This is a genomic window from Microbacterium sp., assembly GCF_044508325.1.
Classification (GTDB): Bacteria; Actinomycetota; Actinomycetes; order Actinomycetales; family Microbacteriaceae; genus Microbacterium.
Map to the genome: position 1 here is coordinate 19,009 of NZ_JBIQHX010000028.1, position 10,752 is coordinate 29,760.

The window sequence follows — 10,752 nt, forward strand, 5'->3', positions numbered from 1 at the left end:
TCGAGTCGATCAAGCACGGGCTCCCGATCTGGAAGCGCCAGGTCGAGGCCGACGGCACCACCGCCTGGAAGGGTCTCGGCGGCTGACCCCCGGCATCCCTCATCCCCTCCCGCGAACCCATCGCTTCGAATCCGCGAACCCATCGCTTCGAATCCAGCCCAGCCGAATCGTGCGCTCTGAAGCGATGGGCTCGCTCAGAAGCGATGGGTTCGGGGCGAGGGCGACAGCCGGGTAGCGAGCGTCAGCCGCCGGCGAACGGCGGCAGGATGTCGACGGTGGCCGCGTCGGCGAGCAGGGCGTCGTCGCCGAGGCGGGCGCCGTCGACGAGCACGGCGCAGCGGGGGAGGATGCCGGCAAGACCCGGGTGATCCGCCACGAGCGCTGCCCGCAGGCCGCCCAGAGTCTGCTCGGAGCGCGTCTCCTCGGCGACCCCGGCGGCCTCCTCGGCGGCGGCGAAGTACCTGACCTTCACGCCTGCCACCCCTCGGCCAGCTCGCGGACCGCCGCGACGGCTTCGCGCACGTCCTCCGGCGTGCCGCCGGCGCGCCCGGCGACCAGGCCTGCGACGTATGCGCTGAACGGCGCGGCCGGCCGGGCCACGTGCACCGACACGTCGCGCGCAAGATCCAGGATCATCGAGATCGGCACATCGTCGGGCCCCAGTCCGAACCGCTCGCGCAGCGCGGCGGCCCACGCGTCGAGTGCCTCAGGGGGCAGATGCTCAGCCATCGAAACGCTCCTTCGCTCGCCCTAGATCCTCCCATGTATCCACATCGTCGGTCGCGTCCGGGGCCGCGACGACGGCGACAGCGAGGTCGGCCAGCAGTGCCCGCACCGGAAGATCGCGTCCGCGATCGGGGAGACCGGATGCCGCCTGCCGCAGCGCCCCGGTCCGGTACACGCCCGTGAGCCACTGCGGGCGGCCCGACCCGTCGGCCAGGCACACGCCCTCCACGTCGACCGGCTGCAGGCTCTTCGCCTCGACGAGGCGCTCGACGGCCAGGTCTGCGCGCGGCAGGTCGCAGGCGAGCACGAACGTCCACTCCGGGTCGTCGGTCCACGAGCCCAGGGCCGCGACGATCCCCGCGACGGGCCCACCGAAGGGCGGGTCCTCGCGCACCCAGTCCACGTCGGCCGTCGGGTCGAGCACCGGCGCGGCCACCGTGATCGGGTGGGCACCGGCATCCCGCACCGCCTCGACGGCGACCTGCAGCAGCGACCGCCCGCCGACCTCGAACAGCGGCTTGACCGCCCCGCCCACGCGCGTGGCACGACCGCCCGCGAGCAGGATCGCGCCGAGCCCGCTCACGCCGGCTCGCCGGGTCGCGTCCAGGTGCCCGACCGGCCGCCCTCCTTCGCGGTGATGCGCACGTGCTCGATCGTGGTGCCCCGATCGAGGCCCTTGACCATGTCGACGACCGCGAGGGCGGCGACCGAGGCGGCGGTGAGCGCCTCCATCTCCACGCCCGTGCGATCGGCGGTGCGCACAGTCGCTTCGATCTCGACGCCGTCGTCGACGACCTCGAGGTCGACGGAGCACCCGTGCACGCCGATCACGTGCGCCAGCGGCAGCAGATCGGGGGTGCGCTTGGCGGCCTGGATCCCGGCGATCCTGGCGACCGCCAGCACGTCGCCCTTGGGCACCGTGCCGTCGCGCAGCGCCGCGACGACCTCGGGCGAGCAGCGGACAGACCCGCGCGCGGTGGCCGCGCGCACCGTCGGGGACTTCGCTGTGACATCGACCATGCGGGCATGGCCGGCGTCGTCGAGATGGGTGAACGTCATGAGATCAGCATGACATCGACGAGGTCGCCGGGCTCGACGGCGCCGAGGTCGGCGGGCACGATCGCGTATGCCTCGGCCAGTGCGAGCCCTCCGGCCAGGTGCGACCCCGACCCGCCCGCCGTGGCCGGCTGCACCGTCCACCGCCCGGGATCGGTGCGGTCCAGTGCCGCAGGAAGGTACTGCCGCCGCGCGGGCGGGGTGCGCCAGCCGGACGCGGCGGGCAGCCGCAGCACCGGGCGCGACAGCTGCGTGCGCCCTTGCAGGGCCAGCAGGGCGGGTCGGGCGAACACCTCGAACGACACCGCGGCGCTCACCGGGTTCCCGGGCAGCCCGAACAGCAGCGCGCCGTCGGCGGCCACGCCGAAGCCCTGCGGCTTGCCCGGCTGCATCGCCACCTTCGAGAAGGACATCGTGCCCGCGAGCGTGTTCTTCACGACCTCGTACGCCCCGGCGCTCACCCCGCCCGAGAACACCACGGCGTCGACGTGGCCGGCGAGTTCGCTCATCAGCGCCGCAAGGCCGCCCTCGTCGTCCGACACCGAGGTGCGCCGCACGACGTCCGCCCCCGCTGCGGCGGCGAGCCCCGCCAGCAGCTCGCTGTTGGACTCGGGGATCTGCCCGCGCACCAGCGGCTGCCCGGGCGGCACGAGCTCACTGCCGGTGGAGACGACGGCGACCCGCGGGCGGCGGCTGACGAGGAGATCCGGGATGCCGGCGGCGGCCGCCGCGCTGAGCTGGAAGGCGCCCAGCTCGACACCGGCCGGCAGCAGCTCGTCGCCGGCCACGAGATCCTCCCCGCGGCGGCGGATGTGCATGCCCGCGCGCGCCGGCGCCCGCACGACCGTGATCCGGCCGAGGGAGTCGTCGAGGCCGCCGGCGGTGTCTTCGAAGGGGACGATGCCGTCGGCGCCGGTCGGCACCGCGGATCCGGTCATGATCCGGATGGCCTCGCCCGGCGCGAGCGGGGGATCCAGCGGCGAGCCGGCGGGCAGGTCCCCGACCACCTGGAGCGTCACGGGGCTGTCGGGCCCCGCGGCCGCGACGTCGGCGAAGCGCACGGCGAAGCCGTCCATCGCGGAGTTGTCGAACACGGGGATGTCGACCCGTGCGCGCAGCGGCTCGCGCAGCGTGCGTCCTGCAGCCGTGGCCACCGGCATCCGCTCGCTTCCGAGAATCCGCACGGCGGCGAGGATCTCGGCCCGATGATCTTCGACCGACCGCAGGCCGCTCACGAGGCGCCCGCCGGTGCGACGGTGGGCGCGGTCCACGCCTCCATGCCGCCCGCCAGGATCGCAGCCTCCACGCCCGCGGCGCGAAGCGCCTCCGCGGCGCGGCGCGAGCGCACCGCGGTCTGGCACACGACCACCACCGGCCCGGTGATGTCGGCGTGGTCGCCCTGCAGCCGCTCGAGCAGCTCGCCGAGGGGAATGTGCAGGGCACCGGGGATCATGCCCCGGGCCACCTCGTGGTCTTCGCGCACGTCGATGACAGGCGTATCGCCCAGCGCGCTCGGACCGACGACGGTGATCGGCGGCGGTGCCGCCGGTGCCGCTGGTGCCGGGTGCGTCACGCCGGATCCGCGCAGGGGCACCTCGCGCTGACGCGCGCTCAGCCCGTCGATGAGCAGCACGCGACCCAGCAGGGGGTCGCCGATGCCGGTGATGAGCTTGACCGCCTCGGTCGCCAGCAGCGCGCCGACCTGCATGCACAGCGCACCGAGGACGCCGACCATCGCGCAGGTGGGCAGCTCGCCGGCGCTTCCGGGCGGATAGAGGTCGGCCAGGCGCACCGGAGCGTGGCCGGGCGGCGGCGCCGACCAGAACACGGTGACCTGGGCGTGGAACTCCTGCACGACGCCCCACACCAGCGGCACGCCCAGCTGCTCGCACGCCCGGGCGACGTCCTGCCGGGTGTCGATCGTGTCCGTCCCGTCGATGACGAGGTCGGCGCCGGCCAGCAGGTCGGCGGCGTTGCCGGCGTGCAGGCGCTCGCGCACCTCGATCACGCGGGTCTCGGGGGAGAGATCGGATGCCGCGCGCACCGCGCTGGCCGTCTTGGGCGCACCGAGGTCGGCGCGGCGGTGCACGATCTGGCGCTGCAGGTTGGTCGCCTCGACGACGTCGTCGTCGATGACGGTCAGGGTGCCGACGCCCGCGGCCGCGAGCGCCAGGATCACCGGAGACCCGAGCCCGCCCGCTCCCATGACGGCGACGTGCGCGGCGCGGAGCCGGCGCTGCCCGAGCTCGCCGAGCGGGACGAGACTGCGGTGCCGCGCGGTGCGCGCGCGCTCCGCGTCGGACAGGGCCTCGACGGGTTCGACGAGCGCGGGCAGTGGCATGCTCACAGGCTAGCTTCTGCGGCCTTGTGGCGTCTCGGGTGAATGCCCCGATCGTCCCGGGGGCGGGGTCAGTAGGGCGGCGGGTCGTTGAATCTGACGTCGGCGGGTCCTGTGCGAGGGATGAATCTGAGCGTCGACGGGGCGTGGTCGTCGTAGACACCGCCGGTGGGGCTGGTCCACCGGAACCGGCCGTGTGAGATCTGCTCGACCCTCCATGGGGTGGCGTGTTTGAGGGTGTGGTGCCGGCGGCAGAAGCCGCCGAGGTTGCCGGTGCTGGTCTGTCCGCCGTGGGCGGCGTCGATCGTGTGGTCGAGGTCGCAGTGTTCGGCGTGGCGGCGGCAGCCGGGGAACCGGCAGCGTTCATCGCGGGCGCGCAGGAAGCGCTTCAACTCGGCGGAGGGCCGGTACCGGTCCACGGCGACCGGGAGCCCCGTGCATCCGTGCGTGAAGACCACGTCCCACCCGGGCTCGATGGCTGCGACGCGACGGACGAGATCGGGGTCGATCGGTCCGATGCCGTCCAGCAGAGCGGGCTCCTCGCCCACGCCGGCGAGCGTGGCCAGAGGAATCGTGACTCGCACGGTGCCGCGGATCGCGGCGAGGCCGGTCAGCCGAGGATCGTCGACGTGGGCGGTGGGGGCGGCGGTGAGCAGGGTGTCAGCGAGGATGTCGGCGCGGATCTGCCCGAGCGTTCGGGATTCGACCTGCGCAGCGGGCTCGCCTGCATCGACGACCTCCGTCCCGGTTTCGGACTCGGTGCCGGCCGCCGCGACGGCGTCTTCGTCGTCGACGGTCTTGATCAGCTTCGCCTGTTCGGTGAGCCGGTCCATGATCGCGAAGGCCAGCGGTGCGGGCAGGTCGGCGATCAGCCGCCCGAGTCCGTCGCCCAGGTCGTAGGCGCGCACGTCGCAGGACTTCCTCGCGGCGGCGAGGCGTTCCCGCGCGCCTTCCGGGTCCAGCTGTGCGGCGATGGCACGGGCGATCTCCCGAAGCCGGGCTGCTGACTCGATCTCCGCCACCGGGACGATCAGCTGTTCGTACTCGAGGCGCAGGGCGTCGTCGCCGATGATGTCGCCCTCGTCGGCGATGACGGTGGCGTGCGCCCGCTCGATCCGCCCCGCTTTCCAGGACTCGAACGTGACCGGGTAGCGGATCACGAGGGCGTACGCGTCGTCGATGCGCCGCTGTGCGGTGCGATCGCTGACCCGCATCGCGCACCCGAGCTCGGCGGCCACCTCCCGCAGCGGGAGGTCGTTCGCGGTCGACTGGCCCAGCGACCGCCGCTCGTCGCCCCGCTTCTGGATGATCTCCACGGCGCGGGCGAGCACCTCGGCTTCCGCTGACTGTGCCGCCGCCACCGCGGCCCGAGCTCTCTGAACGTCGTCGACCAGCGTGCTCAGCTCACTCCAGCTGGTGGGGGCGTCGTGCCCGAGTGCGTCTGCCACGACAAGTCCTGAAAGGGGCTATGCGGCTCATCCTGTGAGTCCGACTTCGGGTGGCTGCGCAGCTCAGTTTGCATGTGGCGCGACTTGGGATACAGCGCAATCATAGCAGTTATATGTGGATCTACACAAGATCATGTGATATCTCTAGCGAAGAAATATCCGACGCATATCTCAGATGCGGAGCCATGACCCCCATTCATCCGCAGATGCGGATATTGTGAGGCCATGGCCCGCTACAAGATCGCTGAGGCGGCGCGGCTGCTCGGTGTCAGCGACGACACGGTCCGCCGCTGGATCGATCAGGGCGCGCTTCCTGCGACCGACGCGAGCCCGGCTGAGATCGACGGTGCGGCCCTCGCGGCCCGCGCCGTCGAACTGGCGCACGCGCCGCGCGACCCGGGCGATCTGCTCTCCAGCGCGCGGAACCGGTTCGTGGGCCTGGTGACCCGGGTGCGGATCGACGAGGTCATGGCCCAGGTCGACATCCAGGCCGGTCCGCACCGGGTCGTCTCGCTGATGTCGGCCGAGGCCGTGCATGACCTCGGCCTCGAGCCGGGCTCACTCGCCGTAGCCGTTGTGAAGGCGACCACCGTCATCGTCGAAACGCCCAAGGGCGCCAAGGAGTGACGGGTGAGAAAGCGCCGAGCTCTGCTCGCGGCGGCGGCCGCGGCATCCCTCGTGCTCGCCCTCGTCGGCTGCGCCCCGGGCCAGAGCTCTGCGGCCACCGGCACCGGAGCGCCGGCCGGTGCGGGGCTGAGTGGTGAGCTGCGCGTGTTCGCGGCGGCGTCACTGAAGGCATCGTTCGACGAACTGGCCGAAGCGTTCCGCGCCGCGCATCCCGCCGTCGCCCTCGCTCCGGTCGTGTACGACGGCTCGAGCGCCCTGGCCACGCAGATCATCGAGGGCGCACCGGCCGATGTGTTCGCCGCCGCCAACGAGGAGACGATGGCGAAGGTGATCGATGCGGGCGGCGCCGCCGATCCCCGGCTGTTCGCCGCGAACACGCTGGTCGTCGTCGTGCCCGCCGGCAATCCCGCCGGAGTCGCCGCGCTCGCCGATCTCGCGGACCCGGGCGTGACCGTCGTCCTGTGCGCGGCCGAGGTCCCGTGCGGCGACGCGTCCCAGACGCTGCTGGCGAACCAGGGTGTCGTGGTCGCCGCCGCCAGCTACGAGCAGAACGTGACGGCCGTGCTCACGAAGGTCGCCGCGGGCGAGGCCGACGCCGGCCTCGTCTACGCCACCGACGTGATCGGCCAGGAGGGTGTCGCAGGCTTCGCTCCCGAAGGCGCGGGCGCCGTGGTCAACCGGTACCCGATCGCGGCGCTGCAGGACGCGCGGAACCCGGAGGCCGCCCACGCGTTCGTCGACTTTGTGCTCGGCCCCGAGGGCCGGGCCGTGCTGCGCGCCCACGGGTTCGAGGCGCCGTGATCGGGTCGCGGGAGGCCGGCGGCTTCGTGCCGCCGATCCTCGCGCTGCCGGCCGTGCTCGGGCTGGCGCTGCTGGTGCTGCCGTTGCTCGCCCTCATCGGGCGGGTGGACTGGACGACACTGTGGGCCGACATCACCGCGCCGGCGGCACTGAGCGCACTGGGCCTCTCCCTCGGCACGGGGCTCGTCGCAACGGCGTGCTGCGTCGTGCTCGGGGTGCCGCTCGCCCTGGTGATCGCACGTTCCGGCCCTCGTGCCTCCGCCGTGCTGCGGGCGATCGTGACGATCCCGCTCGTGCTGCCGCCGATGGTCGGCGGTGTCGCCCTGCTGTTCCTGCTCGGGCGCAGCGGACCGCTCGGCACGCTCCTCGATCAGTGGTGGGGTCTGCGGATCCCGTTCACCACTCCGGCCGTCGTGCTGGCGCAGATCTTCGTCGCGCTGCCGTTCCTCGTGCTCGCGCTCGAGGGCTCCATGCGCACCGCCGGTGTCGACTACGAGCGCACCGCGGCGACCTTGGGCGCCCGGCGCTGGACGATCCTGAGGCGGGTGACTCTTCCGCTGGCGATGCCGGGGCTCGTGGCCGGGGTCATCCTGTGCTTCGCGCGGGCGATCGGCGAGTTCGGCGCGACGGCCCTGTTCGCCGGCAACGCGCCCGGGGTGACCCAGACGATGCCGCTGGCGATCTACACCGCGTTCAACGGCTCGGGAGTCGACCAGGGGACGGCGGTCGCCCTCTCGCTGCTGCTGCTGGTGACCGCGATCGCCGTGCTGCTGCTCGTGCGCGCCTGGCGACCGGGGGCCCCGCGATGACGGGGGGATCGCTCCAGGCCCGCGTGGTGGTGCGTCGCCGGGAGGGTTTCCGGCTCGACGCGGCCGTGACCGCCGAGCCCGGAGAGACGGTGGCGGTGATGGGCCCCAGCGGCGCAGGCAAGTCGACGCTGCTGGCGGCGATCGCGGGGCTCGTGCGCATCGACGACGGCTTCGTCCGGGTGGATGGCGACGCAATGTCGTCGGCCTCGCCGCGCCGGCATGTGCCGTCCGCCCAGCGCAGCGTGGTGATGCTCGGGCAGGAGCCGCGCCTGTTCCCGCATCTGACGGCGCGCGAGAACGTGGCGTTCGGTCCGCGCGCGCACGGGGTCACCCGGGACGTCGCGCGTCAGGACGCCGACGAATGGATGTGGCGCGTGGGGCTGCCTGGCCTGGGCGGTGAGCACCCCGCGCGGCTGTCGGGCGGTCAGCAGCAGCGCGTCGCGCTGGCCCGGGCGCTCGCGGTCGCGCCGAGGGTGCTGCTGCTCGACGAGCCGTTCACCGGCCTCGACCCCGAGACGGCGGGCGAGCTGCGGGCAGTGCTGCGGGAGCAGCTCGAGGCGACCGTGTCCACAGCCCTCATCGTGACCCACAACGCCGTCGACGCCGCGGCACTGGCTCGCCGCATCATCGTCGTCGAGGACGGCGCGGTCACCCAGGAGGGCGGGGTGGCCGAAGTGCTGACTCTTCCCGCCACGCGTTTCGCCGCCGCCATCGCCGGTACGAATCGGCTCGTCGGCGTCGCGCACGACGGCACGTGGACGATGCGCGCCGGTGATGCGACCGTGCGGCTCGCCGCGGCCGATCCGCAGTCGCGCGCGGCCGCCGCGCGCGACGGCACGCCGCTGGCCGCCCTCGTGCGGCCGGGGTCGGTGCACCTGTCCCGCGCGGTCGGCGACACCTGGACCGGCGCACTGCGTCTTGCCGTCGAGCCGGAGACGGGATCATGGCTCGCGCGCGTCGTGCGGCTCGAGCAGACGCCCGCCGGCGCCCGCGTCCACACCGCGGAGCCCGCGGTCGCTGTCGACATCCCCGCCGACGCGGTCGCAGCGCTGGGCCTGGTGACCGGCGCTCCTGTGCGCCTGCGTGTCGACCCTGCCGATGTCCGTCTGCTGCCGACCGCTTCCGGGGCGTCAGCGCCCGGCGGTCAGTAGTCCTCGCCCTCGGCCTGGGACGGGTGCCGGTCATACCAGACGGGCACGTGCAGGAAGTCGAAGGCGTCGGTGTCGTGGATCTCGTTGTTGCGCATGGACGGTCTTTCGCTCGCGGAGGCACGCATGCCTCCAGGTCTGACTCCACTCTCGGACATGGTCGGGGCGGTTTTCCGGGATCCGCGGCGTAAACGTCGCCGGTTCCTGTCGGTTTCTGAAAGAAGTGCGCTTCTTGTCCGGACTGGCCCCGCGGTGACGTGCGCGGGGTAGCCTCTGAACATGGCCGCCGTTCCCGTCATGCTCGCCACGCGGCGCCCCGACGCGGCGTCGGACGAGGCGGTCCCGGCATCCGGCCCGCTGATCGACACCCACGGCCGGGTGCATCGCGACCTGCGCATCTCGCTCACCGACCGCTGCTCGCTGCGCTGCACCTACTGCATGCCCGAGCAGGGGAACGAATGGCTGGCACGTGCGAGCATCCTCACGCTCGACGAGATCGAGCGGGTCGCGCGGGTGGCGGCCTCGATCGGCATCTCGACCTTCCGCCTCACCGGCGGCGAGCCGCTGCTGCGGCCCGACATCGTCGACGTGGTGCGCCGGCTCGCCACGATCGAGGGGCCGCGGGGCCCGGTCGAACTCGCCATGACGACCAACGGCATCCGCCTGCCCGACTTCCTCCCCGGGATGATCGATGCCGGACTGGACCGCCTCAACATCTCGATCGACACGCTGCGACCCGACCGGTTCCGCGAGCTCACGCGTCGTGACCGTCTGGACGACGTGCTCGCCGGGATCGCCGCCGCCGCGGCATCCGACCTGCGTCCGCTCAAACTCAACGCCGTCGCGATGCGAGGCGTCAACGAGGACGAGCTCGTCGATCTCGTGTCGTTCGCCCTCGACCACGACGCCGAGCTGCGCTTCATCGAGCAGATGCCGCTCGACGCCGGGCACACCTGGAGCCGCGAGCACATGGTCACGCGGGAGGAGATCCTCGAGACCCTCGCCACGCGGTGGAGCCTGACCCCGCTGCCGGGGCGCGGCGGCGCGCCCGCCGAGCGCTTCCTGCTCGACGGGGGGCCTGCGACGGTGGGCGTGATCGCCTCGGTGACCGCGCCGTTCTGCGGCGACTGCGACCGGCTGCGGCTCACGGCGGACGGGCAGCTGCGCAACTGCCTGTTCTCCACGACGGAGTTCGACCTCATGCCCATCCTGCGTCCCTCGACAGGCTCGGGAACCGGGACAGGCTCGGGAACCGGGACAGGCTCGGGAACCGGGGAAGCGGGGGTGGACGAGATGGACGCCGGGATCGAGCGGATGCTTCGCACCTGCGTGCACCGCAAGCTCCCCGGGCACGCGATCAACGACCCGTCGTTCCTCCAGCCGGCGCGCGGGATGAACGCGATCGGGGGATAGCGGTGGGCAGGATCACGACACGACGTCCCGTCGTCAAGATCTCCCTCGGCACGGGGGCGTCCCGCCGCGCCGACACGCTGGCCGTCGAGGAGCCCCTGGAGATCCGCGTCGGGGGCGTGCCGCTCGCGGTGACGATGCGCACCCCCGGCAGCGACGTCGAGCTGGCCGCGGGATTCCTGGTGGCCGAAGGTGTCATCGCCCGCGGCGACCAGGTCCGCTCGGCGATCCACTGCGGCGGCCCCTCGACAGGCTCGGGGATCGCGACAGGCTCGGGGAGCGCGACAGGCTCGGGGAGCGCGACAGGCTCGGGGAGGGCGACAGGCTCGGGGATCGCGACAGGCTCGGGGAGCGCGACAGGCTCGGGGAGCGCGACAGGCTCGGGGAGC

Annotated in this window: 13 protein-coding genes; 6 read left to right on the forward strand and 7 right to left on the reverse strand. The window is 73.1% G+C overall.

The window, feature by feature from the left end:
- Window positions 1–241: 241 nt before the first annotated feature.
- The 7 genes from ACIWQI_RS14935 to ACIWQI_RS14965 all read right to left on the reverse strand — a co-directional run bounded on the left by ACIWQI_RS14935 (window position 242) and on the right by ACIWQI_RS14965 (window position 5,568).
- On the reverse strand, window positions 242–472 hold the full coding sequence (locus ACIWQI_RS14935) for a MoaD/ThiS family protein (protein WP_396658600.1): 231 nt from the start codon (window positions 470–472) through the stop codon (window positions 242–244).
- Complete coding sequence (locus tag ACIWQI_RS14940; RefSeq protein WP_396658602.1) at window positions 469–729, reverse strand: DUF6457 domain-containing protein; 261 nt, start codon at window positions 727–729, stop codon at window positions 469–471. Before ACIWQI_RS14940 ends, ACIWQI_RS14935 begins: the two co-directional genes overlap by 4 nt.
- Window positions 722–1,309, reverse strand: coding sequence for a molybdenum cofactor guanylyltransferase (locus ACIWQI_RS14945; protein WP_396658603.1), 588 nt, complete (start codon window positions 1,307–1,309; stop codon window positions 722–724). Before ACIWQI_RS14945 ends, ACIWQI_RS14940 begins: the two co-directional genes overlap by 8 nt.
- Complete coding sequence (gene moaC / locus ACIWQI_RS14950; protein WP_396658605.1) at window positions 1,306–1,785, reverse strand: cyclic pyranopterin monophosphate synthase MoaC; 480 nt, start codon at window positions 1,783–1,785, stop codon at window positions 1,306–1,308. Before moaC ends, ACIWQI_RS14945 begins: the two co-directional genes overlap by 4 nt.
- Window positions 1,782–3,017: a gephyrin-like molybdotransferase Glp gene (gene glp / locus ACIWQI_RS14955; RefSeq protein WP_396658621.1), complete on the reverse strand. Its 1,236-nt coding sequence runs from the start codon at window positions 3,015–3,017 to the stop codon at window positions 1,782–1,784. Before glp ends, moaC begins: the two co-directional genes overlap by 4 nt.
- Entirely contained in the window at window positions 3,014–4,123 is a 1,110-nt protein-coding gene (locus tag ACIWQI_RS14960) for a ThiF family adenylyltransferase (protein WP_396658607.1), read from the reverse strand. Before ACIWQI_RS14960 ends, glp begins: the two co-directional genes overlap by 4 nt.
- 68 nt (window positions 4,124–4,191) lie before the next feature.
- Window positions 4,192–5,568 carry a DUF222 domain-containing protein gene (locus ACIWQI_RS14965; RefSeq protein ID WP_396658609.1) on the reverse strand — a complete coding sequence of 459 codons (1,377 nt, stop codon included), beginning with the start codon at window positions 5,566–5,568 and terminating at the stop codon, window positions 4,192–4,194.
- A gap of 225 nt (window positions 5,569–5,793) precedes the next feature.
- Between ACIWQI_RS14965 and ACIWQI_RS14970 the strand changes: the two genes are divergently transcribed.
- The 6 genes from ACIWQI_RS14970 to ACIWQI_RS14995 all read left to right on the forward strand — a co-directional run.
- Window positions 5,794–6,195, forward strand: coding sequence for a molybdopterin-binding protein (locus tag ACIWQI_RS14970; protein WP_396658611.1), 402 nt, complete (start codon window positions 5,794–5,796; stop codon window positions 6,193–6,195).
- 3 nt (window positions 6,196–6,198) lie between these two features.
- Window positions 6,199–6,996, forward strand: a complete 798-nt coding sequence (gene modA, locus ACIWQI_RS14975) for a molybdate ABC transporter substrate-binding protein (RefSeq protein ID WP_396658613.1) — start codon at window positions 6,199–6,201, stop codon at window positions 6,994–6,996.
- Window positions 6,993–7,805: an ABC transporter permease gene (locus ACIWQI_RS14980; protein WP_396658614.1), complete on the forward strand. Its 813-nt coding sequence runs from the start codon at window positions 6,993–6,995 to the stop codon at window positions 7,803–7,805. Before modA ends, ACIWQI_RS14980 begins: the two co-directional genes overlap by 4 nt.
- On the forward strand, window positions 7,802–8,956 hold the full coding sequence (locus ACIWQI_RS14985; protein ID WP_396658616.1) for a sulfate/molybdate ABC transporter ATP-binding protein: 1,155 nt from the start codon (window positions 7,802–7,804) through the stop codon (window positions 8,954–8,956). The genes ACIWQI_RS14980 and ACIWQI_RS14985 overlap by 4 nt, the downstream gene beginning before the upstream one ends.
- A gap of 276 nt (window positions 8,957–9,232) precedes the next feature.
- A complete protein-coding gene (moaA, locus tag ACIWQI_RS14990; RefSeq protein ID WP_396658618.1) occupies window positions 9,233–10,366 on the forward strand; it encodes a GTP 3',8-cyclase MoaA in 1,134 nt (377 codons plus the stop codon).
- Window positions 10,367–10,368: 2 nt separating this feature from the next.
- Window positions 10,369–10,752: formate dehydrogenase accessory sulfurtransferase FdhD (locus tag ACIWQI_RS14995; RefSeq protein WP_396658620.1), on the forward strand; the 384-nt coding region annotated here is incomplete at its 3' end.

Bases quoted from the DNA above. Each gene is read 5' to 3' on its own strand.
- moaC (WP_396658605.1), bottom strand. From the start codon at position 1,785: ATGACGTTCACCCATCTCGACGACGCCGGCCATGCCCGCATGGTCGAT.
- ACIWQI_RS14985 (WP_396658616.1), top strand. From the start codon at position 7,802: ATGACGGGGGGATCGCTCCAGGCCCGCGTGGTGGTGCGTCGCCGGGAG.
- ACIWQI_RS14970 (WP_396658611.1), top strand. From the start codon at position 5,794: ATGGCCCGCTACAAGATCGCTGAGGCGGCGCGGCTGCTCGGTGTCAGC.
- ACIWQI_RS14960 (WP_396658607.1), bottom strand. From the start codon at position 4,123: ATGCCACTGCCCGCGCTCGTCGAACCCGTCGAGGCCCTGTCCGACGCG.
- ACIWQI_RS14940 (WP_396658602.1), bottom strand. From the start codon at position 729: ATGGCTGAGCATCTGCCCCCTGAGGCACTCGACGCGTGGGCCGCCGCG.
- moaA (WP_396658618.1), top strand. From the start codon at position 9,233: ATGGCCGCCGTTCCCGTCATGCTCGCCACGCGGCGCCCCGACGCGGCG.